Source organism: Paenibacillus sp. B2(2019), from assembly GCF_008370385.1.
GTDB lineage: Bacteria > Bacillota > Bacilli > Paenibacillales > Paenibacillaceae > Paenibacillus_AQ.
Map to the genome: position 1 here is coordinate 79,551 of NZ_VTZR01000011.1, position 23,650 is coordinate 103,200.

22 protein-coding genes and 1 riboswitch are annotated in these 23,650 nt (G+C 46.7%); of the genes, 7 read left to right on the plus strand and 15 right to left on the minus strand.

What is annotated here, in order from left to right; translation table 11 throughout:
• Positions 1 to 27 precede the first annotated feature (27 nt).
• A complete protein-coding gene (pdxR, locus tag PAENI_RS08690) occupies positions 28 to 1,533 on the minus strand; it encodes a MocR-like pyridoxine biosynthesis transcription factor PdxR (protein ID WP_149644985.1) in 1,506 nt (501 codons plus the stop codon).
• Between the two features lie 143 nt (positions 1,534 to 1,676).
• On the opposite strand from pdxR, the gene PAENI_RS08695 reads away from it, so the two are divergent.
• The 3 genes from PAENI_RS08695 (at position 1,677) to PAENI_RS32575 (ending at position 4,045) form a co-directional block, all read left to right on the plus strand.
• Positions 1,677 to 2,294, plus strand: coding sequence for a pyridoxamine 5'-phosphate oxidase family protein (locus PAENI_RS08695; RefSeq protein WP_149644986.1), 618 nt, complete (start codon positions 1,677 to 1,679; stop codon positions 2,292 to 2,294).
• 178 nt (positions 2,295 to 2,472) lie between these two features.
• Complete coding sequence (locus PAENI_RS08700; protein ID WP_149644987.1) at positions 2,473 to 3,774, plus strand: aminotransferase class I/II-fold pyridoxal phosphate-dependent enzyme; 1,302 nt, start codon at positions 2,473 to 2,475, stop codon at positions 3,772 to 3,774.
• Between the two features lie 148 nt (positions 3,775 to 3,922).
• Entirely contained in the window at positions 3,923 to 4,045 is a 123-nt protein-coding gene (locus PAENI_RS32575; RefSeq protein ID WP_262495560.1) for a YjcZ family sporulation protein, read from the plus strand.
• Positions 4,046 to 4,186: 141 nt separating this feature from the next.
• Here PAENI_RS32575 and PAENI_RS08705 read toward each other — a convergent pair whose 3' ends face one another.
• The 5 genes from PAENI_RS08705 to PAENI_RS08725 form a co-directional block, all read right to left on the minus strand.
• Positions 4,187 to 5,407: an ABC transporter permease gene (locus PAENI_RS08705; RefSeq protein WP_149644988.1), complete on the minus strand. Its 1,221-nt coding sequence runs from the start codon at positions 5,405 to 5,407 to the stop codon at positions 4,187 to 4,189.
• Between the two features lies 1 nt (position 5,408).
• A complete protein-coding gene (locus tag PAENI_RS08710; RefSeq protein ID WP_076285232.1) occupies positions 5,409 to 6,155 on the minus strand; it encodes an ABC transporter ATP-binding protein in 747 nt (248 codons plus the stop codon).
• Positions 6,152 to 7,654: a DEAD/DEAH box helicase gene (locus PAENI_RS08715; RefSeq protein WP_149644989.1), complete on the minus strand. Its 1,503-nt coding sequence runs from the start codon at positions 7,652 to 7,654 to the stop codon at positions 6,152 to 6,154. Before PAENI_RS08715 ends, PAENI_RS08710 begins: the two co-directional genes overlap by 4 nt.
• A 97-nt stretch (positions 7,655 to 7,751) precedes the next feature.
• The gene (locus PAENI_RS08720; RefSeq protein WP_076300333.1) at positions 7,752 to 8,528 is read right to left on the minus strand and encodes an SDR family NAD(P)-dependent oxidoreductase; all 777 of its coding nucleotides are present in this window, start codon (positions 8,526 to 8,528) and stop codon (positions 7,752 to 7,754) included.
• 28 nt (positions 8,529 to 8,556) lie between these two features.
• Complete coding sequence (locus PAENI_RS08725) at positions 8,557 to 9,012, minus strand: chemotaxis protein CheX (protein WP_042130872.1); 456 nt, start codon at positions 9,010 to 9,012, stop codon at positions 8,557 to 8,559.
• A 253-nt stretch (positions 9,013 to 9,265) separates the two neighbouring features.
• On the opposite strand from PAENI_RS08725, the gene PAENI_RS08730 reads away from it, so the two are divergent.
• Together PAENI_RS08730 and PAENI_RS08735 are read left to right on the plus strand one after the other, a co-directional pair.
• Positions 9,266 to 10,168 carry a LysR family transcriptional regulator gene (locus PAENI_RS08730; protein ID WP_042191539.1) on the plus strand — a complete coding sequence of 301 codons (903 nt, stop codon included), beginning with the start codon at positions 9,266 to 9,268 and terminating at the stop codon, positions 10,166 to 10,168.
• A gap of 69 nt (positions 10,169 to 10,237) precedes the next feature.
• A complete protein-coding gene (locus tag PAENI_RS08735) occupies positions 10,238 to 11,047 on the plus strand; it encodes a histidinol-phosphatase (RefSeq protein WP_149644990.1) in 810 nt (269 codons plus the stop codon).
• A gap of 99 nt (positions 11,048 to 11,146) precedes the next feature.
• On the opposite strand, the gene PAENI_RS08740 is transcribed toward PAENI_RS08735, so the two are convergent.
• The 7 genes from PAENI_RS08740 to PAENI_RS08770 form a co-directional block, all read right to left on the minus strand.
• Positions 11,147 to 11,887: an NADPH-dependent oxidoreductase gene (locus PAENI_RS08740; protein ID WP_149644991.1), complete on the minus strand. Its 741-nt coding sequence runs from the start codon at positions 11,885 to 11,887 to the stop codon at positions 11,147 to 11,149.
• Between the two features lie 174 nt (positions 11,888 to 12,061).
• Entirely contained in the window at positions 12,062 to 12,604 is a 543-nt protein-coding gene (locus tag PAENI_RS08745) for a GNAT family N-acetyltransferase (protein WP_052404410.1), read from the minus strand.
• Positions 12,605 to 12,635: 31 nt separating this feature from the next.
• Positions 12,636 to 13,580 (minus strand): metallophosphoesterase, encoded by a 945-nt coding sequence (locus PAENI_RS08750; protein WP_149644992.1) that lies wholly within the window; start codon positions 13,578 to 13,580, stop codon positions 12,636 to 12,638.
• A 19-nt stretch (positions 13,581 to 13,599) separates the two neighbouring features.
• The gene (locus PAENI_RS08755) at positions 13,600 to 14,391 is read right to left on the minus strand and encodes a DUF3891 family protein (RefSeq protein ID WP_149644993.1); all 792 of its coding nucleotides are present in this window, start codon (positions 14,389 to 14,391) and stop codon (positions 13,600 to 13,602) included.
• Positions 14,392 to 14,579: 188 nt separating this feature from the next.
• A complete protein-coding gene (gene sdhB / locus PAENI_RS08760; RefSeq protein ID WP_042130877.1) occupies positions 14,580 to 15,344 on the minus strand; it encodes a succinate dehydrogenase iron-sulfur subunit in 765 nt (254 codons plus the stop codon).
• A gap of 74 nt (positions 15,345 to 15,418) precedes the next feature.
• Positions 15,419 to 17,161 carry a succinate dehydrogenase flavoprotein subunit gene (sdhA, locus tag PAENI_RS08765; protein WP_042191550.1) on the minus strand — a complete coding sequence of 581 codons (1,743 nt, stop codon included), beginning with the start codon at positions 17,159 to 17,161 and terminating at the stop codon, positions 15,419 to 15,421.
• 68 nt (positions 17,162 to 17,229) lie between these two features.
• Positions 17,230 to 17,895, minus strand: coding sequence for a succinate dehydrogenase cytochrome b558 subunit (locus PAENI_RS08770; RefSeq protein WP_042130879.1), 666 nt, complete (start codon positions 17,893 to 17,895; stop codon positions 17,230 to 17,232).
• Positions 17,896 to 18,296: 401 nt separating this feature from the next.
• On the opposite strand from PAENI_RS08770, the gene PAENI_RS08775 reads away from it, so the two are divergent.
• A complete protein-coding gene (locus PAENI_RS08775) occupies positions 18,297 to 19,199 on the plus strand; it encodes a LysR family transcriptional regulator (RefSeq protein ID WP_149644994.1) in 903 nt (300 codons plus the stop codon).
• A gap of 72 nt (positions 19,200 to 19,271) precedes the next feature.
• Here the strand turns inward: PAENI_RS08775 and PAENI_RS08780 are convergent, their stop codons facing one another.
• On the minus strand, positions 19,272 to 19,940 hold the full coding sequence (locus PAENI_RS08780; protein ID WP_042191554.1) for a potassium channel family protein: 669 nt from the start codon (positions 19,938 to 19,940) through the stop codon (positions 19,272 to 19,274).
• 13 nt (positions 19,941 to 19,953) lie between these two features.
• A complete protein-coding gene (locus PAENI_RS08785) occupies positions 19,954 to 21,249 on the minus strand; it encodes a TrkH family potassium uptake protein (RefSeq protein WP_149645076.1) in 1,296 nt (431 codons plus the stop codon).
• A gap of 134 nt (positions 21,250 to 21,383) precedes the next feature.
• Positions 21,384 to 21,565, minus strand: a riboswitch (cyclic di-AMP (ydaO/yuaA leader).
• A gap of 314 nt (positions 21,566 to 21,879) precedes the next feature.
• Between PAENI_RS08785 and PAENI_RS08790 the strand changes: the two genes are divergently transcribed.
• Positions 21,880 to 23,565, plus strand: coding sequence for a CPBP family intramembrane glutamic endopeptidase (locus PAENI_RS08790; RefSeq protein ID WP_149644995.1), 1,686 nt, complete (start codon positions 21,880 to 21,882; stop codon positions 23,563 to 23,565).
• Positions 23,566 to 23,650: the final 85 nt, after the last annotated feature.

Below are 23,650 nucleotides of genomic sequence, written 5' to 3' on the forward strand. Positions count from 1 at the left end.
GCTTCCCATCCCCACCATCATACCTTGTCATGTTGCAGTTTGTACATCTTCCCACGCCAAAAGCAGGCGCTTTATTCCTTCCTCCAGCTCCACAGCATTCAGATGGGCAAAAGCAAAACATGCGGCTGGCTCCCCCGGCGAAACTTGATATAACGCCACATCTCTGAAATCCGTGCCGCGCCTGCGCGCTGCCGCCCGGAATGCCACGAACTCTTCTCTACTGCGTAGCCACCGCGCATATACTTGCAGCCCCGCATCTCCAGGCAGCAGCTCAAACAGCTCATTAAGCTGTTCTGACAGCATTGCCCTAAGGATGCGACCGCGTTCACCATAAATGCGGGTCATCCGACGCAGATGACGGCCATAGCCGCCGGTATTCATAAACCGTGCCAATGCCCGCTGTTCCAGCAGTCCGACTGGTAAAGGCTCATATAGCGCCTTGGCGGCGATCGTCGGTTTTACCAGAGAGGGTGGAAGCACTGCAAAGCCAAGCCGAAGGCCAGAGAACATCGTGTTTGAGAAGGAGCCAATATACACGACCCGTTCTCCGCGATCTAGCGCTTTTAATGGCTCGATTGGACGTCCCGACCACCGAAACTCACTGTCATAATCATCTTCAATGATTACCGCTTCATGTCGCTGCGCCCATTCCAGCAAGATACGCCTCCGTTCCAAAGGCAGCACCACACCAGTAGGAAATTGGCGACTTGGTGTAACAAACAACAGACGCGCATCCCAATCCTCCGGAATTAGACCGCTATCATCCAGCTTTCCTACCAGCAATCGTCCCCCATTGATCTCTACCGCTCGGCGAATCCCATGGAAACCCGGATCCTCGACAACCGCTTCGCCCCCTGCATCCAGCAGCAGCTGGGTCAAAATAACGATGCCTTGCATCGAACCGCTAAACAATACGATATGCTCTACATCCGCACGAATCCCGCGGGTAATCCGCAGATGCGCAGCGATAGCTTTGCGAAGCCCTTCATCTCCTTCGGGAGGACAAGTGCTTTGCAGCAAACCGCCTTCTTTCCCTCCAGCATACGTTAGCGCACTGCGCCATTCGGCGTAAGGAAAGTGCTCCATCCGCATACCGCCGCTAAGGAAGCTTACAACATTATTACTATGCTGCTCATACAAGGGTGTCGGGCGCGTGAGTAGTCGTTCTCCCCATGCCGAAAGTGGGATCGTTCTCTCAGATGCAGTGCCTCCCCCAGCAGCATCTGCCACCTCACCCAAAGTCACATTTTCACGCTTATTATCTCCAGAAGCTGAAACAAAGCTATCTTTTGATACGAATGTCCCCCGTCCAGTCACCGTCCTTACATAACCATCAGCGAGCAACATTTCATACACCTGCGAGACCGATCCGCGTGACAAGTCATAGTGCATAGCCAGACTTCGTGTAGACGGCAGCTGAGTGCCACCCGGGAGAGTCCCCTCCAATATTCCAGCGCGAAGTGCATGATATAACGCTAAATATTTGTAGCGGTGTATCGCCAGATATTGATCGAATGCCAGCGTAATATTCATTGTTTCCCTCCTTGGCCAGCAAGTGGTCCATTAAAAACTATCTTAATTGGTCCTTTTTAATTGTCAACTACTCTACTATTCTTGAAAGAACATCTACATCGGAGCAAATGCTCTACACTATTAAGAAAAAGGACGTGAACCCTATGCGCAGAAAAGAATTTCAAGTAGATCAGGAGGAAGAATTGATCTCTTTTCTAGACGGAATGAGCTTCGGTTTTCTCGGTACAAGCGATGAACAGGGGCTACCGCGGGTGACACCGCTGAATTTTGTATATACAGATGGTTGTTTCTATTTCCACGGTAGTCATACTGGCGGAAAAATGAAGGCGATCCGCAATCAGCAGAAGGTCTGCTTTACCGTAGCGGATGAGTATGCACTGATTCCGTCTTATTTTAGCGATCCAGAGATGGCCTGCCCAGCAACCGCATATTTTAAAAGTGTTACCGCCTACGGCATAGCCGAGCCCGTCGAAGACATTAGCGAAAAAGCCATCGTACTCTCCTTATTTATGAAAAAACTCCAGCCCGAGGGCGGCTATAATCAGATAGATGCAGAGGACCCTAAATACCGTCCCGGTCTAAAGGGCGTCGCGGTAGTGCGCATTACCCCAGATGAGATCACGGCGAAGTTTAAGTTTGGGCAGAATCTAAAAGAAGAAGGACGTTCTGGGGTCATTTCCGGCCTATCTGAAAGAAATCATCCACGTGATGAAGAAACCATTGAAATGATGAAAAAATACTGCCCCTACCACTCCGAATAATAGATACGGATAAACCAGTTTCTCGTTCAAAATAAGCGCTACGTATAGTGTAAAACTTAAACTTCCTTAAATTTTAAAAAAACGTATCTTTCCAAGTGACGGTTGCAAGTGGCGGTGATATAATGTTAGGCAATGTTAACAGTATGTATCCCCAAAGAACCCTGGAAGGATGAAACTGATGAATCCACTAGCTGGACAATTAAACGAAAGTATCAAAGCAGGAAATGAACATGTATATGATATGCTCTCTACGCTTGGCAAAGAAATTTACTTCCCTAAGGAGGGTATCCTGAGTCAATCTGCTGAAGCAGGAGCTCACGCCAAGAAATACAACGCAACCATCGGTATTGCTACCGAAGGCGGTGTACCTATGCACCTCGGTGTCATTCAGGATAAGCTTTCCGCTTACAGCCCTAAGGATCTGTATAGTTATGCTCCTCCAGCAGGTAAACCAGAGCTGCGTACTGTATGGCGTGAAAAGATGCTACGCGAAAATCCATCGCTAGAAGGTAAAACCATCAGCAATCCTGTTGTAACCAACGCCCTGACTCATGGGCTTAGCATTGTCGCTGACCTCTTCGCTGAGCCAGGTGACGCTATCATCTACCCAGATAAGAACTGGGAAAACTATGAACTAACCTTCGGAATTCGCCGCCATGGGGAGACCATTAACTATCCGCTTTTTACAGAAGAAATGACCTTTAACAGTGCGGGTCTTGAAGAAGCGCTACTGGCTCAAAAAGAACGCGGAAAAGCGATCGTTCTGCTGAACTTCCCTAACAATCCTACAGGATATACTCCAGGGATTAAGGAAGGCGATGAAATCGTCGCAGCTATCCTTCGTGCGGCTGAGGAAGGCATTAACGTAGTTGTCGTAAGTGATGATGCCTACTTCGGACTGTTCTTTGAAGACTCACTAAAGGAATCATTATTCGGTAAGCTTGCTCATCTGCACCCACGTGTGCTTCCAATCAAAATTGACGGTGCAACCAAAGAAGAATTCGTCTGGGGCTTCCGGGTTGGCTTCATCACTTATGCCTCGGAAGACAAGGATTTGCTGGCTGCATTGGAGCAAAAAACATTAGGCATCATTCGCGCCACTATTTCCAGCGGTGCACACCCATCACAGACCTTCGTATTAGATGCACTGAAATCTCCACAATTCGAAGAGCAGAAGGAAGAGAAATTCCAAATCATGAAGGGCCGTGCGAATAAAGTAAAAGCGCTGCTCGATAGCGGCAAATACGGCGATGATGTATGGACGTATTATCCTTTTAACTCCGGCTACTTCATGTGTCTGAAGCTGCATACTGTTTCGGCTGAAGCTCTTCGGCTTCACCTGATTCATAATTACGGACTGGGCACTATCGCTCTCGGTGAAACAGATCTGCGGATTGCTTTCTCTTGTATCGAAGAAGAACAGCTCGAAGATCTGTTTGATCTTGTATACGCAGGCGTGCGTGATCTGGAAAAAGCTTAACAAATCTTTCATATTCCTTACAATCAGCTCCGTTTCTACGGGGCTGATTTTTTTCTGGACTCCTCCGGCATTGGCCTATACATGCTTCTCTCTCCACACATACAATACGATGTACTCAAGTACAACACACACCGAAAGGGGAATGAACATGAGCGAAGAAGTAAGAGGCGGGCATGGTTGCTGTCACGGAGGTAGCCCTTTCACAAGCACTGGCGCTATCTTGGTTCTCTTTATCCTGCTGGTTATCATCAGCCGTTCACTTTTTGTCTAACTAGAGAAGACAGTCTCGGGAGAGAGCCTTGAGCTCTTTCCCATTTCCCGTGGTACATTTCATTCCCCACACAAAAAAAGGCTCCCTCATCCGTAGAATTCTCTACTTTTGAGAAAGCCTTTTTTATTTTGAAATAACTTCCTACAAATCCTCGTCAGCCATCCGTGCCGCTTTACGGGACAAGTATGCCTTAAACAGAACGGATACCAGAATACCTGCTGCGAATGTACCGATCACTGGCAGTAGGCGGTCGCCTATAGAGGCTAAGAAAGGTAAACCAAGAATCAGTGCCACTACCAGATGCGCGCGGAATACGAATTGTGTTGTGTTATCCGCCTTACTGCCTTCAGGAAAGGGATACACTGTCAACCAAAAAGACTCACTATGCAATTTGCGGAGTGCCGACAATTGTACACCAATAATGAACAGGAAGAACAAATAGATGGCTGTACCGAAGTAACTGTCATGGTTCAACCAATTCAGCAGCAAAGCCAGCACCGAAATCCGCATAATGATTCCGAAGATATCTCCTCGGGCGAAGCTTTTGGTCAGCAGATAGCGGTAAGCCGTATCCTTACGCCAAGGCAGCCGAGCCCCCCATTTGGAAAGATAACGACGAGGATATACCCGTTGCTCACGGCCCGGCACATCCACGAACCAACCCAGAACCATCAGGGCGCGTCCACCTTGATTTTTTTCCATGGCGATTAGTCTTTCCCAAGGTACGGCGTGGCGTCCAGGTACGGATAGTGCAACAAGATAGGCTGCTGCTAATAGCGCCATAAATATCAGGCTTCTACCGGCAGGCTGCCACAACCAAGCGGCAATAATTAATCCTCCTACTGCCCAGCGTAAGAAAGTGAATATGCCTGCCATCGGACGCGACAGCATAGCTATCTCTTTCCATAAGCCGTAACTCGCGATTAGCTTCACAGCAATCAGAATCAATATTGTAAATAACAGCCGCTTAGGCGAGTCATCTGTACGTATGTACAACGGCCAAAGGGTAATGAGTACAAATAACAATCGAACAATCTTCCATACGTTCCCACTCACCCACGAAGGTGCGAAATATTCCTTCATTCGATGTCCTTGAGGCAATAGAAAGATCGTATCCGGAGTCTGCAAATAGGTGCGGAAGCTGCTATTTACTGCTGCAGGCAGGAGTATTGCAAGCATAATCCAGCGGATGGGAATGCCTTCAGGCACATTCTGTAACAACGATGTATACCAAGCAGAGAAGACAATCAACACAAAGAGGAAGACCATAGCTACGCCGCTTTGAATGATATATCCCACATAAGGAAGCATACTTCCCATGAATCGACCTCGCCGCGTGCGCCGCAGCTCTTTCAAATCCATATTATTTCCCTCCCTGAACCAGCTCGTAGAACAGCTGCTCCAAAGTCAGCCCCTGTAGTCCAGTGGTTGCCGCAATTTCTGCCAGCGTTCCCTGAGCAATCACCTTACCTCTATGCAGCACAATAAAGCGATCGCAATAATTCTCAATGGTAGAAAGAATATGAGAGCTAAGCAGAATAGAGGAACCTGATTTTTTCAGATCCATCATGAAATCAAGCAGAGAGCGAATCCCGAGCGGATCCAGTCCTAAAAAGGGCTCATCGATCACATATAACGCAGGGCGTGCCACGAAAGCGCACATGATCATGACCTTCTGCTTCATCCCTTTGGATAGATGAGTCGACAACGTGTCCATCTTATCTTCCATATGGAACAGCTTGGCTAGATGTAAGGTGCGAGTTTCGTAGTCACTTTGTTCTACCCCATACGCTCTTGCTGTAAATTCAACATGCTCACGTACTGTCATTTCATCATACAGAAGAGGCGATTCAGGTACAAAACTCAAAGCATTGTGATATCCGATGGGATCTTCAGCACGAGTCTTGCCCTTTACTGTGATATCGCCCTTGTGGGGCGACATCAATCCTAGGATATGCTTCATGGTCGTACTTTTTCCTGCTCCATTTAAACCAATCAAACCAACCATTTCGCCAGGCTGCACCTGAAGTGCAATATCATGCAGCACCGGCTTATTCAGGCTGTATCCACCACTGAGGCCCGTAATTTGCAATACGGGAGAATTATTCATTGACCGTCACCTCTCGGAGTTTTGTCTTTCAACCACTTTGGTGCTCCTTTATTCTTACGGTTCTTCTCACGTTCCGCATTGCTGCTGCGTTTGCTTCGTGCAGGAGTAGCACCTCCACGCGCGCCCGCAGAAGGATTCACACTGCGCCGAGAATCGCGCTGTGATTCTACGCTTGCCTCACTTGTCTGGATCGTTGCCAGTCTTTTAACAGGTTGCTGCTCTGTGCTGGTTGTAGACGGCTGAGTTCCTGCATTCCCAGATGTTCGCGCCTGTGGCTTACTGATGCGCGGAGAAGAAGCATCGCGGCGTTGTCCGCCGCTCTCATTTCGTCCCCGTCCACTATTCAAAGCGTTGCGCGCTTCATCTGCTGCTAGCACCTTGCCACCGACCATTTCCCGCTCTTCAAGGGCAATATCCAGTTCACGCGCAAATTTACGCATAATAAAGGTCTGCTGCTCTGTCACAATCGTTACGGATAATCCGCGTTTTCCCATCCGACCCGTACGACCCGCACGGTGTACATAATGCTCGGAATCAAAGGCAGGATCGAAGCTTACTACCAGTGACAAATTCTCAATATCCAGTCCTCTGGCAGCTACATCACTGGCAACAAGCACACGGAATTTCCCTTCGCGGAAACGTGACAGTACATTACTGCGCGTTACTTTATCAGCATCACCGTAAAGTGCGGCTGCGGTCAGTCCAAGATGGTTTAGCTTAGCCTCTACCTCTGCAATATCATCAGTCGCATTCACGAACACAATCGCCTTATCTGGATTGTAATGACGGATGACCCGACGCAGCATGTCTATTTTGTTGCGTTCTTCAGTAACAACGTAGTGATGCTCTAAACTCTCTGCTGTCATGACACCAGGAGCAATTCCAACCTCTGCCGGGTTCTTCATTTCACGATTTGCCAAGGCTTTTGTCTCCGGACCAATGGTTGCAGACAGCATAACGAGCTGGCGTGAACGCAGTGCGCTGCTAACAATTTTCGTTACCTCTCCGGCCCCGCTTAGCTGAAACATTTGGTCCGCTTCATCTAGAACAATCGTGCTGACTTCATGCATCTTTAACTTGCGAAGACCAATCAATTCACGAATCCGGCCAGGGGTTCCCACAACAAGCTGTGGATGCTCACGCAGTTTGTCAATCTGGCGTTTGATGGCTGCCCCGCCAATAAGACCCATTACTCGAATCCCACGGTGTTCGCCATAACGTTCCGCCTCACGTAAGATTTGCATCGCCAGCTCCTGTGTAGGGGCGAGCACCAGCTTTTGGACCACCTTCTGCTCCGGGTTGATCGTTTGAAGCAGAGGCAACAGATAGGCCAAGGTCTTACCCGTTCCAGTCTGGGAAGCAGCAATAACATCTCTTCCCTCCAGCAGAAGTGGAATCGTCTGCTCTTGTACAGGGGATGGAGCGTTAATACCGAATTCCGACAATCGGGCAACTAGGTCTTCCTGAATGCCGATAGCCGCAAAAGAAGCTTTATTCATAAGTGTAATTCATCCTTTTCGCTTGAGATAATATCTTCATTATATGCCAAAAAGGCCTCTCCACCAAATGGAAGGCCAATAATGCTGACGGCAGGCTCTATTTTCTGTTCATCGCATTATAAGTAAGCTTGTCCGCCAAGCGAGGAAACAGACCATAAAGCCGAATACCAAACCCTGCCAGACCCGGAAGATCAATCTCTTCTTTGCCAGTTTCCATGACCTTTACGATCTTGGAAGAGACATGTTCTGGTGTCATCATCATCCGAGCTACGCTCTTTTCATAATTGCCGGAAGGGTCAGCCGTTTTGAAAAAATCAGTGGCAATGGGACCAGGGTTCACAGCCGAGACGATGATTCCGCTCTTCCGCAGCTCCTGACGGAGTGCATTCGTGAATCCGAGAACAGCATGTTTGGTGGCTGTATAGGCTACCGATTTGGCTGTACCGATCTTCCCTGCCATAGAAGCCACATTTACGATCTGGCCACTTCCCCGCTCTAACATATGTGGAACAACAGCCTTCGTACAGCGAACAATCCCCATATAGTTAACATCCATCATATCATCAAACTCATGAGGCTCCATCTCTGTAAAAGCGGCGAATTTACCGTACCCAGCATTATTTAGCAAAATATCAATTCTGCCGTAAGTCGCCAAAATTTGAGCAAAGGTCTCTTGTACACCGTCGGCATCTGTTACATCGCATGTATACAGTCCAAAAACGCCCGGAATACCGGCCGCCGTTTCTTTCAACTTCGCTTCGGAACGTGCCAAAAGGATCGGAATCGCACCTTGCTTACTAAGCATTTGTGCGGTTAATGCACCAATACCGCTGGATGCTCCTGTAATCACAACAACCTTATCTTTAAGTACCATAAAAAGTATTTCAGCTCCTAACTCTTGCCTAAGAGATCATCACCTGAATATCCATCTCTCCAACCCCATCCATCAACAATGGAATACTAAGTGCTCTGCGAGGCAAAAAGGACATGCTCTCAAGCTTCATAATTTGGGGAGGACTTATATCCACTGAAACCCCCTGATTATATAGAATCGTACTAGCATTTCCACTGATCATATTGCCCAGCTCTGAAATTGCACTCTGACCCATCTCATCCATCTCCGTAATCACATAGCCGCCCATCATAATCGATACCATTCGCAAGGCTACCTGCTCTGCGATACCAAATATAATATTTCCGCTCAGCTGGCCTGTCATTCCCACTTGAATCCATATATGATTATCGATCAGTTCAATTTCTTTGATGCCCAAATTCCCAGTGGAAGGCGAGACCTGAATCACTTGTTCTATAACTGTCCGTGCAGATTCTAAAAACGGATTAATTACTTCTGCTTTCATGAAAGTCCTGTCTCCCCCTTTATCGTGCTTTAGTCATATACCAAAAGTCCCAAGTAATATGGATTTATTATACTTTATATATCGGCACAATTCAGCAAAAATTAATGTACATGTCGAATTCGAACCCAAGTTTGTTTATGTTGCAACATTGCTCTGTCGGGTATTATCTCCTATAATTTAAATCAAATGCCAACATGGAACGTAATATTTCACCCCATCACTTTCATATTTGCTTGTCCAAAGGAGGTATTCCATGAACATCAGCCAGCTGGAGACACTAATAACGATCTCCAAAACGATGAGCTTTCGCAAGGCCGGAGAACTGCTTAACTTGACCCAACCAGCGGTTTCAGCACAAATCAAGAGCCTTGAAGAAGAGTTCAAAACACAGCTGGTTGACCGGAACCAGCCTGTTACGTTAACCGATCGAGGAACTGTATTTCTGGAGCATGCGGAACAAATTGTGACGATTGTCGAGGAGCTTAAACAGAGACTTGCGGACCTTGAAGATAATCCCCAAGGACATATTATTCTTGGCACTACTACCTCTATCGCCATTCAAATTTTACCGCGTATTTTGTCCTATTTTAAAGACCAGTTCCCTCATATCAAAACATCTATTTCCTCTATGTCCTCGTCTCAAATTTATCAACATGTCGAGAATGGCATTGTCGATGTCGGCATTGGCTATTTGATCGGACGTAGTCCGAGTATGACTACTTCCATTCTTTATTATGATACATTCGAGTTGGTGGTCTCACCTAGACACCCCCTGGCTCAAGTTAAGACTGCAGGTATAGAAGCCCTAAACAAAACCCCGCTAATTCTGCTCTCACCGGATACAGTGGGCCGTAAATTTGCCGACGAGGTATTCTCCAAGCATGGCATAGAGCCACAGGTAATTATGGAACTGACCAGCAGCGAAGAAGTGAAACGGATGGTAGAACTCGATTTAGGTGCAGCCATTATTTCCAAGCAGTCAGTGACCGCTGAGGTGCGAGCCGGTTCCCTCAAAATTGTGCCTATTATTGAATTGGAAGTCACGCATCCTGTTGGCGTCATAACGAAGTCAGGAAAATACGTGAACTCAGCCATGAGACAGTTTCTTAGTGATCTCAAAGGTATGCCGGAGACACAATTTATTGGGTCTGAATAAAAAACACCCAAAAGTGGAATCGATACTTCTGAGCTAATTGCATAACCTTGTTTAAAGGAGTTGATCTTGATGAAATTTGACCTGCATACACATCATTTTCGCTGTGGCCATGCTGATGGAACAATTAGAGATTATATCGAAGCCGGAATTTCAGCAGGTTTAGGGGTAATAGGCATTTCTGATCACACCCCATATTTCGGAAGCCCTTCCGAGCAAGCTTTTCCTCTAATTGCTATGGGTAAGTCCGAATTCTCAAACTATGTTGAGGAAGTCCTCTCCCTCAAAAAAGAATACGAAGGTGTAATCGACGTTCTGCTAGGTATTGAATCAGACTACTTCCCTGAGCATGCCGAGCTTTACCGCAAAACATTATCCGCCTACCCTTTTGATTATGTGATTGGATCGGTACATAGTGTTGGTGGCGTCAGTATCTTTAACAAGGGTCGCTGGAAAGGGCTTAGCAAAAATGAACAGATTCGTGTGAAGTCTGATTATTATCGATTGATTGCTGATTCCGCCCGCAGTGGCATGTTTCAAATTCTCGGACACATTGATGCAATGAAGGGAAATTATCCTGCTTTTTCAGAAATTCCTGCTCCAAAGCCAATTGATGACTGTCTGCAAGTAATTAGTGAATGTGGCGTGGCGATCGAAATTAATACCTCAGGCGGAACCAAGCTGGTTGGCGGTTGGTATCCCTCAGAAGATATACTGGAGCGTGCACATCATTTTGGCGTTGAGGTTACTTTCGGTTCGGATGCGCATAAGCCGTCCCGAGTCGCAGAAGACCTAGATGCGGTAGCTGCACAGCTGAAAGCGATTGGTTTTACACATTGGGTTTATTACAAGCAGCGCGAGAAAATTAAAGTTTCACTGTAAAGATTTCTTATATTTTGAACAAATGCACCAAGCGTTATTGGTTTAGGGGTGGGGTTACCCTCCGTTAAACCAATCTCCGCTTGGTGCATTGTCGTTTATTTATAGGTTATCGCAGGTAAACCCCTGCTGCTTCAGGGTGCGCTTCGCATCCCCATATTCCGGGTTGATATCGTAAAAATGAGCAATCGTGCTCGTCCAATCTCTCTCCGTTAATCCCTGCTGCTGCATATATTCACGGTGGGTTTGATTATACGCCTCCAGGAGACCTTCCACATCCGGATTGTATTGTTCCTCATGAAACACCGCTTCCAGCGGCAGCCGCGGCTTCTGTGCGGTCTCTTCGGCTGGATATCCGACACAGAGCCCGACGATAGGGAATACGTACTCCGGCAGCTTCAACAGATCAATAACGCCTGCTGTATTGCGCCGGACACCCCCAATAGGGATGATCCCGAGTCCCATGGATTCTGCCGCTGCAATCGCGTTAGCCACTGAGATACCGACATCTGTAGCTCCAACGAGCAGAGCATCTACATCTTTTACCGCTTCAAAAGACTTGCCTTCCACTTTACTTGCTAATTTCGCTCTATAGAAGTCCATGCAGAACACCAGAAAGACGGGGGCTGCTGCTACATGCTTCTGATTGCCGCACAAGACCGAAAGCTGCTGCTTACGCGCAGAATCCTTGATAGCTATAATGGAGACCTGCTGTCCATGAACCCATGAGGGCGCTGCTTGGGCCGATTCGATCATTATCTTTAGCTTATCCGGCTCCACTTGTAGATCAGAATACTGCCGGAAAGAACGGTGATTCATTAACGTCTGTATTACATCATTCAAAATGTTACGCCTCCTTCTCAATTCATTCGACTGTTTGTTAATCATAAACGATCGGATTAGGTCCTGACAAAAAAAATGGACCCGAATCATCGGGTCCCAAAGCAGTATATTTTTAAAAGGGGGTCATGTACTTAGTTTAACCGGACACTGTTAGAGTTTCATAACGGCATTATTTCATTTGTGTAACAATGTGAATACTTTCATTACATCGTCCAAGGAGCCTACTCTGGGCATCACTCGCTCCAGCATCATGCCGTTCTTAAGCATCACACGTTCGGATCTAATATTATCTCCTCGGCAGCGCCCTTCGATCCGCGTGATTCCAAGCGTATGAACACTGTAATTTAAAAATAAGCCAACAGCCTCTGTCGCCAATCCGCCTCCCCAGTACGCCGGGTCTAGCATATATCCTAAAGTGGCCTTGCCCTCACGGCGGTTCCAATGCTGTAAAGCAACAATACCGATCAACTTCTGCTGCTCCTTCAAATAGATACCCGCATGTAACGCGCAAGGATCGAATGCGAATAACATCCGGTTCACCAGCTTCTCCACCTGAGCAAGGTCTGATCCAGCTCCGGTGCGTATTTGAATATGAGCCTGCACTTCTGGGTGGGAGAGCAGTTGCTGCAAATGACAGGCATCCTCGGGCGGAATCATCCTAAGGTCAACCGCCACACCTTGTTGCGTCTGGAACGATACTGCCTCATAAGTGCTCATACTCTCTCCTCCATGCAGCTAAAATATCAGCCTATTCATCCGATGAATGGTGCAATGTCAGCACCGTTAATTCAGGCCTACATAGAAAACGAAAAGGCATGACTGTTTCGCCAAAACCTCTATTCACATACACTGGCATGCGCTTGGTATCTGTATAATACAATCCATTTATGTACTTTTGAGACCCATAAGGGGTGAATGGCGCACCTACAAACGGCAGGCGAATCTGTCCTCCATGGCTGTGCCCGGATAGCTGTAGGTGAAATGAATGAGCCTCTGCTATATCAGCATAATCCGGTTCATGCATCATCAGAACGGTAAAGGTTCCTGCAGGCACACCCTTGAGTGCCTTCACAGGGTCAGGCTCGCCATGCAGCAGATCATCCAGTCCGGTCACAGCCATAACTGCCCCGCCTCTTTTTAGAAGATAAGATTCATTCCTTAGCACCCGGAACCCAGCAGATGTAAACAACTCGATAATCCGCTTCGTATTCTTGAAATCATGGTTGCCTAGCACCGCATATTTTCCTAGTGGAGCATTCAGCTCTGCCAATACAGGTATGGCATCTACAAGATCCTCAGGGTTGCTGTCCACGATGTCGCCTGTAAAGCATATAAGATCCGGTTCCTCCTTAGCGATACGTTCTGCAAGTCGAGCCAGATCACGGGCATCCTTATTAAACCCAAGGTGAGTATCACTGAAATGGACAACCTTCATGCCTGAAAAAGCAGAGGGAATATCTTTGAAGGACAACTTCAGCTTAGTAACCTGAATCCAGTTCGGCTCCCCTTGCCAAGCGTAACCACTTGTGAGCAAGCCTGCGCCGATTACAGTAGCCGCACCTCGAACCAGGAATTGCCGGCGGGTCATTGTTGTCTTGCCCTTAGATCGACGTCCAGAGGCGCTAGAGTGGGTGCCTTTACCTGAATGATTATTTTTCTTATTGGGAGAAGCCCCAGACGATTGTATCTTCATACGGAGTTTCTCCTTCCCTTCAGCTTTCGTTTAGAGCCGTCAGTACAATTCTACATTCTTCCTCTGGCGTATCACGGTATGCGGGTGCGATGCCTCTCTTAGCAATTTCTGATTGTTGGACTCGTTTCAGCATAAAGGCTACTTCCACCGTCTTTTTAAAGGGAAAAGGATCCAGCACTAACGTTGACTTATCTTTCCACTCCACGGTTATCGTACGACCTGACGTAAAACTGAAATCTTCACTGCCAGAGAATCCTTCACGCCACCATGGATGCTCCTCAGATTTCGGGCTACCCGGTTCATTTAAAGCCAAATATAGAGATAAGTCATCGCAGAATTCCAAAAGACGGGCATCGTAATACAGCTCATCCTCAGCAATCGGTTTAGATACTTCCAGTTCTCGGTGAATACGGGATCTACGTTCCTCTTCATGCTCTTGATATAAAGTCAGTTCTGGATAATCCAGTCCCGAAATCTTAATGAGTCGTTCAAAATGCAAGCTGCACAAAAGCGCTCCGTAAGGTGTCCGCGCCTCGATCTCATCAAGTCCTCGCTTATAAAAGGTCAGCTTCGGCACTACAGGAAAATCAATAAAGCTGTAAGGCGCGTGTTCCGCATCGTTCCAAAAGGGCGTCTCATCCAGATCAATCCAGCCCCGGTCATGTTCAGCTACCGCCCAAAGCACCTCATCCCGGCGTCCTTCTTCTGGCACATGCTCTTCCTTAAACCAAATGGCAAGCTCTCCAGCTAACTTCCCGTGATCATGCTGTTTAACCATTACAATTGCTCCATCATGCTCCCGACAAATCACGATTATTCCTCCCTGTTGTTCCACACCTAACGTACGTTAACAATGGATATTATAGCATATGCTATTCATTCTTCTGAGCTAGACGAATTTCCTATTCCCTACCAATTATAAACAAAAAAGCTATCCTCAGCGAATATAAATCCACCATTGAGGATAGCTCAATATTAAAGATCCGGCGGTACTACTTATTACACACCTAACCAGCGTTTGAACATATGTTTTGTCGTCTGCTTATTAATTTCTGCAATGGAGGTGGTAAGAGGAATACCTTTTGGACAAGCGCGCACACAGTTCTGTGAGTTACCACAACCGTCAATACCGCCATCTTCCATCAATGCGTCCAATCTTTCATCCGCATTCATTTCACCCGTAGGATGAGCATTGAACAGGCGTACTTGAGAGATGGCTGCGGGTCCGATGAAATCCGTCTTCTCGTTGACATTCGGACAAGCTTCCAAGCATACGCCGCAAGTCATACACTTAGATAATTCATAAGCCCACTGCCGTTTCTTCTCCGGCATACGTGGTCCCGGCCCAAGATCATACGTACCATCGATTGGAATCCAGGCCTTTACTCGTTTAAGTGCGTTGAACATCCGAGTACGGTCAATCACTAAGTCACGCACCACCGGAAATGTCTTCATTGGCTCAATGCGTACAGGTTGTTCCAGATTGTCTATAAGCGCTGCGCAGGCTTGGCGAGGTTTGCCGTTGATCACCATCGAGCAAGCTCCGCATACTTCTTCTAGACAGTTGGAATCCCAGCATACCGGAACGGTGCTGTCACCTTTGGCATTCACCGGGTTACGCTGAATTTCCATCAAAGCACTGATTACATTCATACCCGGACGATAAGGGAGCTCAAATTCCTCAACATAAGATGAGCTTTGTGGATCGTCCTGGCGGGTGATGATAAACTTTACGTTTTTGGGAGCTGTAGCAGTTTCCGCCATAATGGTTCCCTCCTCAAATTGCCTAATTTTATTTCATTAAGCTTGCCTCGCAAGCTGTTTCACTGCTGGAAAGATTAATCCTTCGAATAATCACGGACCCGTGGAGGGATCAGTGAGACATCGACTTCGTCGTAAGAGATTTGCGGACCGTCTGCAGTCCAAGCTGCTTTCGTGGTCTTCAAGAATTCCTCATCATTACGATCCGGGAATTCCGGCTTGTAATGAGCGCCGCGGCTCTCATTGCGCATAAGCGCTCCCAGTGTCATCGCTTCGGACAGCTCCAGCATGTTCCACAGCTGACGGGTGAATGCCACACCTTGGTTATTCCAGCGTGACGTATCGTTCATATTGATATTGCGATAGCGTTCTTTAAGCTCTTTGATTTTGCCAATGGTCGCTTCCAGCTTCGGATTGTGCCGTACAACCGTCATATTGGCGGTCATCCATTCGCCCAGTTCCTTGTGAATCACATAAGCATTCTCTGTACCTGACATCGCTAGCAGAGACTCATATTTGTCCGTCTGCTTTTTGTGGAAGCTATCATATACAGAAGAAGAGATATCTTGTGACGATTTCTTCAGACCTTTAATGTATTCAACAGCCTTTGGTCCAGCAACCATACCACCGTAAATGGCAGATACCAGAGAGTTAGCGCCTAAACGATTCGCTCCATGATATTGATATTCACATTCGCCTGCCGCAAACAGACCAGGAATGTTTGTCATTTGGTTGTAATCAACCCACATACCGCCCATGGAATAGTGCACAGCCGGGAAGATTTTCATCGGTATTTTACGAGGGTCATCCCCCATGAATTTTTCGTAAATTTCAATAATCCCGCCAAGCTTCACGTCCAGCTCTTTCGGGTCCTTGTGAGAGAGGTCCAAATACACCATGTTCTCACCGTTAATGCCCAGCCCTTGATCCACACACACATTAAAAATCTCACGTGTAGCAATATCGCGCGGCACCAAGTTACCGTAGGCTGGATATTTCTCTTCAAGGAAATACCACGGCTTTCCATCTTTATAAGTCCAGATGCGGCCGCCTTCACCACGTGCTGATTCCGACATTAAGCGGAGCTTGTCATCTCCTGGAATAGCCGTTGGGTGAATCTGGATAAATTCTCCGTTGGCATAATGTACGCCCTGTTGGTACACCGCACTTGCTGCTGTGCCCGTATTAATTACGGAGTTCGTTGTTTTACCAAAAATAATACCAGGCCCACCGCTAGCCAAAATAACAGCGTCTGCAGGAAAAGTCTCAATCTCCATCGTCTTGAGATTCTGGGCACTTATACCGCGGCATACACCTTCGTCGTCGACGATGGCCGAGAGGAACTCCCAGTTCTCACGTTTCGTTACAAGACCTTCGGACTCCCAACGGCGCACTTGCTCATCCAGCGCATACAAAAGCTGTTGGCCTGTCGTTGCGCCAGCAAATGCAGTGCGGTGACGCTTCGTTCCGCCGAAACGACGGAAGTCGAGTAATCCCTCAGGTGTGCGGTTGAACATTACGCCCATCCGGTCCATAAGGTGGATGATACCCGGTGCTGCTTCACACATCGCCTTGACCGGTGGCTGATTCGCCAGGAAGTCACCGCCGTAAACGGTATCGTCGAAGTGCTCCCAAGGGGAGTCGCCCTCCCCTTTCGTATTTACCGCGCCGTTGATGCCGCCTTGCGCACAAACGGAGTGTGACCTTTTTACAGGCACTAATGAGAATAATTGAACATGCGCACCGGACTCCGCCGCCTTGATGGTAGCCATCAGGCCGGCCAGACCGCCACCCACGATAATGATATTTGCTGTTGCCATGATAGTTCACTCCCTTTATTGAAAATATCAGAAAGGATTCTGGAATCTAGTCCTGAGAGGATAATTACTTAGATGAAAGTCTTTATGGACTGAGCTATAGAAGCTGCGGTTTGAAATTCAGCATCACGGAAAGTGACTAGCGAAATGAGGAACATAAACGTTACAAGAACAAATATACCGAGACAAAGGTAAGAGGATACCCGCTGTGAACGAGGTCCTACCGTGATTCCCCAGCTGATCAAGAAAGACCATAGGCCGTTTGAGAAGTGAAAGCATGCTGCAACGATACCAATAATATACAGTGTCAACATCAGTGGTTGAGTCACGATATCATGCATCAGACCGCCCAGCTCTTCATGCTCTACACTACCAACTGCCACCTGAACCCGGGTTTGGAACAAATGCCAAACTATAAAGATAAAGGTAATAATTCCTGTAATACGTTGCAGCGTATAACGCCAGTTTCTTTCAATGTTGAAGCGGTTCAAGTTCGGCTTGGATTGATAGGCAATATACAGTCCGTATACGCCATGGTACAGCAGAGGAAGCCATATACCGAACAATTCCAGGAAGAAGACAAGCGGCAGGCTATTCAGCCATATCACGCTGTCAGTGAAACCGGAAGCGCCACCCTCTACAGCCGCAAAATTCGTCATCATGTGCTCAATGAAGAAAGCTCCAAGCGGGATAACGCCTAGCAAGGAATGAATCTTTCTGGAATAAAATCCTTTCATACAAAGTAACCCCTTTCCGATTAAAACAGCGTTTTCATTATTGTGTATTCACCGCCGGAACTACATTTGACACAGGATAACGTAGACTATGTCATGACAAAACGTCTATATTTACCGCTATCCTTGGTTTCCCGGACTTTGTTTTCTTTTTCACAAAATGTGAATATCTTGTGTCACTTTTCATGTTACTCCTTTTTCCCTTATAAGGGAATTGCAATCTAATTATTAAACGTTATACAATAAACGCATAAGAATAGATTTTATATGATAATAATTCTCATTTAGAGAAACAACATTTTCCGACAAATCTTTTATTTCCTTATGGAGCAAGAAGTATTGTCTTCATGGCTATGAATTTCGTCACTACTGTTTATAGATTGCACTACGAGAGGAACATAAATATGTTTGACGATTTAGATGTTTTTGCAGCGGTTGTGGAGCACTCCAGCTTGAATCGGGCCTCCCGCCAGCTCAATCTGTCCCAACCTGCCCTATCTCGTAAAATCTCCAAGCTGGAAGAACGGCTGGGTGTCGCGCTATTTAATCGTTATGGCAAGCGTCTGGAGTTAACCGAGGTTGGGCGTCTTACTTATTCCTACGCACTTGAACAACGGCAGCAGCGCTCTAAATTTCTGGAGGCTTTGTCAAAATACAAAGAAGGCGAGCCTAAGCTCGTCACCTTAGGGGCGTCACTTACCTCACTGCAGACCACTCTGCCTCCACTAGTTAACGCATATATGGAGAAATACCCAACTGCGGAGCTGAAGCTAATCACAGGCCGAACACATGAAATTGTCTCCTCTGTCAGTGAAGGAAAGTCAGATATAGGTCTGATCGCTTCCTCTATTCAAGAACCTGGACTGCGCTGTATTTCTCTGTTTGAGGATCAACTTCGACTGGTTGTTTCTGAGCATCATCCTCTGAATCAATCTGCCAAGCTAACCATGGATGATCTGTCCCGACTGCCTATGATCCTGTTCTCCAAAGGCACCTGGTACCGACGTCTAACAGACGATCTGTTCCAGCGCTGTGGAATTGATCCAGACGTTCGGATGGAGATTGACTCCTTCGAAGCCATCGTGCGGCTGCTGCCGACAGTCAATGTGGCAGCGTTACTGCCCAAATCTTATCTGCGTCCGCAGCTGTTAAACGGCGGTGGGCTGGTCTCTCTGCATATTAAGGAGCTGGAGCAGACTCAGCGAACTACCTGCCTGATTTACCGTGACGATGGGAGCCTGAGCACAGCGGCCCGCAGCCTCGTGCAGGTCACAGAAGAGATGTTTCTAACGGAACGAGAGAAATAGTACATACCTCTGCGTGCAGCCTTAATTAAAAAAAGCCCTCCGTCCCATGTAAAGGACGGAGGGCTTATCTATTTAATCTTGGTTTACAACTTCATCCTCAAATCGATCAATACTTTCATTAGAACCAATGAGTACCATAACGTCGCCCTCACTCAAATGATCATGTGCCGTTGGAGCCACTATAATTCCACTTTCCCGGTTCAGGGCAACAATACTGCAGCCATATTTCGCTCTTGTATTTAAATCTGACAAGCTTTTCCCGTTCATGCAAGACGGAACGGTTAGCTCGACGATTTTATAATCCTTGGACAGTTCAATATAATCCAGCAAATTGGGTGTCACGAGCTGATGTGCCACACGAATGCCCATATCCCGCTCCGGAAAAATAACCCGGTCCACGCCAAGCCTGGACAACGCACGACCATGAAGGATCGAGATCGCCTTGGCTACTACTTGCTTGACTCCAATCTCTTTTAACAAAATCGCCGCCAGAATACTTCGTTCCATATTGTCGCCAATCGCTACAATCCCACAGTCAAAGTTCCGTACGCCGAGCGAGCGCATAATTCCTTCATCTGTAGCATCAGCCACTACCGCATGCGTCAGGTGATCGCTCATTTCCTCCACACGCTCCTCATGGTGATCAATGCCGAGCACCTCGTAGCCCATTTCCATCAACTCAAGTGCAAGGCTTGAGCCAAAGCGGCCTAAACCGATTACTACAAATTGCTGTGCTTTCATTTCGGATTAACTCCTATCCAATAATTATTTTACCTTCTGGGTGCTTATACAATGGTTTACCCTGTTTAGGTCCAAGCGCATACACTAATGTTAATGGACCTAGCCGACCTGCAAACATGGTCAGACAGATCAGAATCTTGCCGAAGATAGACAGTTCAGGTGTCAGCCCCATGGTTAGTCCCACCGTGGCAAAAGCTGAGGTCGTCTCAAATAATATCGCTAAGAAATTACTATCCTCTGTTGTGGACAGTAACATCGACACCGTGAGGACCAATAGCAAAGCGAGTAATGTTAACGTCAACGCTTTATAGATACGCTCCTGCGCCAATCGGTAACGGAACAGTACAACATCTTCACGTCCGCGCAGCATCGCGATTACTGCACCAATCATAATCGTAAAGGTTGTAGTCTTGACCCCGCCACCTGTTGATCCTGGAGATGCACCAATAAACATAAGAATAACCATAAAGAACTGTGAGGCTTGCCGCAGTCCGGCAATATCCACCGTATTGGCGCCAGCGGTTCGGGGCGATACCGACTGAAAGAATGCCGATAATATTTTGCCGCCGAAATTTAAATTCCCCAGTGTGCGCTGATTCGTAAATTCAAATATAAAAATAACCAAAGCGCCGATAAGAATAAGCCCTGCAGTGGTGGAGAGTACAACTTTGCTATGCAAAGATAATTTACGTTTGACACGAAACTCCACCAGATCCGACATGACAATAAAACCAATACCGCCAGAGACAATCAGAAACATCACCACGATGTTCACTAGCGGGTCATATACATAATCGGTTAAACTCCGGAAATCCCCGAAAATATCAAATCCAGCATTATTAAACATAGACACCGCATGAAATATTCCAAAATAAATGGCCTTTCCCAGTGGCATATCAAACGCCCAGCGTAAGGACAGAAGCACCGCTGCACAGCCTTCGATGACCAAGGAATAAATAAGTACTCTCCGGATCAGTCGAACAATCCCCTCCATAGAGCCTTGGTTCATTGCTTCCTGAAGGATCAGTCTGTCCCGCAAGGAAATTTTGCGTTTCATCATCATGGCAAATAAGGTCGCCATTGTCATAAACCCTAAGCCACCAACCTGGATAAGCACCATAATTACGGTTTTCCCAAAAATGGTGAATGTCGTCCCGGTGTCCAGCACCACAAGTCCTGTCACACAGGTGGCCGATGTTGCAGTAAACAACGCATCAATAAAACTCACAACATTCCCACTGGTGCTTGAAATGGGAAGCATAAGCAGCAAGGCTCCAATCAGAATGATCGATGCAAAACCAAGCACCATAATCTGAGGCGGAGAGAGCTTCAGGAACTTTGATTCAGAAACCCTGCGAAACTGTGAAGCCACTACGCTCACCCTCTTATCTAAATTTAAAGAATTCCAACAAAAAAAGCACTGGAAAACCAATGCTACCCTTGGTTCCTGCAGTAAATTAGCCTACGAGGTTAGCTGACGGATTCGGACTGTGCAGGCTGCCCTATTCGTTCCTAGAACGAAATTCACCCCTGATGAATAAAGACAACGCCTATGGCGTATACTCATCTTTTCATTACTTCTTATGGTTCCCCCGTTTTCACCTGAAATTCGGCTATATACAATTGCATACAAATTATATATGTTATTTCGATAAATCACAAAGACACTATTAATGGTGATTCATATGAAAAATGCGGTTTGGAGAGGATGTACCACTAAGAGTGCCTTTTCTCATCACTTTTCCGTGTTTTCCCTGCAATTGCATCGATTTTCATGAAAAATGAAGAAATAATCACCTTAAATTCATGGTATATATTCAGCTACCTATTCTATAATATCTCTATTACCCATAAAAAGAATATACGATGATTTTTGTAACTATCATGGCACTAATACTATAATGGAACATAACATTGTCAGTTTACAAGGAGGCGTTACATGAATCCCGTTGGCCAGCCCTTACAGCAACGTGCCCTCTCCAAGAGGCTCATCATCTCGGGCATTATCGGTCTTATTCTATTTATTATGTTTCAGATTGCTCCCTCGGTGCTAAATAGCCCTGCCGGGGAAGATACTACTGTCATCAGTAAGGCGGAAGCCCGCGACAAAGCCATATCATTCGCAGAACAAAAGCTGAACTACACCAAAGCACCAACCGATCAGTGGAATGTACTGTACGATACGGACTCTTCCTTTTATGGTTATATGTCCCGCGAGAAGCTTTTGGAGGACTATACAAAAAAGAAATTGGATCAACGATATCCTTTTGACATCTTTCGTGTAACACTTAGTCCTTCAGCGGAACAAGAGCCACTGATCTCTGTTGACCTCAATATGTATACTGGTGCAGTTGTCGCTTTCACACAAGGTGCAGAAGGATCAGGTACCGGATTACCAAACAATGTATCCACCAGTGCAAAAGAAGAGGACAAGGGTACTACCTTATCACTTGCACAAAAAGAAAGTCTTGCCCGTCCCTGGCTTCAGGAATGGGATGTAAATCCCGCCAAGCTGCAAATTGAATCGAATACGGGAAACTACGGGCTCGTGTATACAGATCGTTCCGTTCAGATCGGCGAATCCTTACTACACTATTATTTCGATTTCACTGGCGAACAGGTATCCAGCTTTAAAGCAGGATTCACCGCTCCAGCCTGGCATACCTCCTATGTAAAGGACCAGACCTCTCTCGCGGAAAAGTTTACTTTATTCGGCTACGGTTTGCCTACTTTAGCTTTAGGAATTCTGGCACTCATCTACAGCATACTTAGAAGAGAACATACCTCCTTTAAGCGTGGAATATTCCTAAGCTCAGCTTATTTTGTAATCATGATGATCAGCACCTATAATATGCTCCCTGAATCCTCAGGCGAAGGACTCGAGGCTCAGATAACTTCCGTCATAATGTTCATCATTTATGCCTTATATAGCCTCCTAATGTCCTCCCTGCTCTATTTTTCTTTAGTTGGAGGGGACGGCCTATGGAAAAAAGAAGAGGGGATGAACCCATGGCCTCGTGCTAAAGAGCCTGGCTATGGAAAATATGTTCTGGATAGTATCCGGGCTGGATACGTCTGGGCATTCGTGCTGCTAGGGGTGCAGACCCTTATGTTCATCGTATTATCACTTACCTTGCAGAACTGGTCCACTACTGACGCTACTCAATCTCCTTACAACATGAGATATGCTTGGCTGCTGCCCATCGTTGCATGGCTCGCTGGTTTATCCGAGGAAGCCATTTATCGTTTTTTCGGAATTCCTATGTTGAAAAAAGTATTCCGTAGCACGTTCATTGCTTGCCTGATCACCACGCTGGTTTGGGCGTTTGGCCATACGCTGTATCCGATCTATCCCATCAGTTCCCGTCCTATTGAGCTGACCGTGATCGGTTTGCTTTTTAGCTATATTTTCCTTCGTTACGGCTTTATTGCCGTCATGTTCAGTCACGTCGTGTTTGACAGCATTCTGATGGGCGCTACGCTGATCTTTATGAAGGAAAGCGTGAATGTAGGGGCTGGTATCTTCGCGATTATCATGCCGTTCATAGTTGCCTACATCGTCTATCGGTTTAATCCACCGCAAAAATCAGAACCTAAGCCGGTTGAACCTACATCTGTAATTTAAACCTATAATTAAAAAAGGTGTCACAGCAGAAAACTGCTGTGACACCTTTTTTTATATTTACGTATACATCATTCCAGTATTTCGA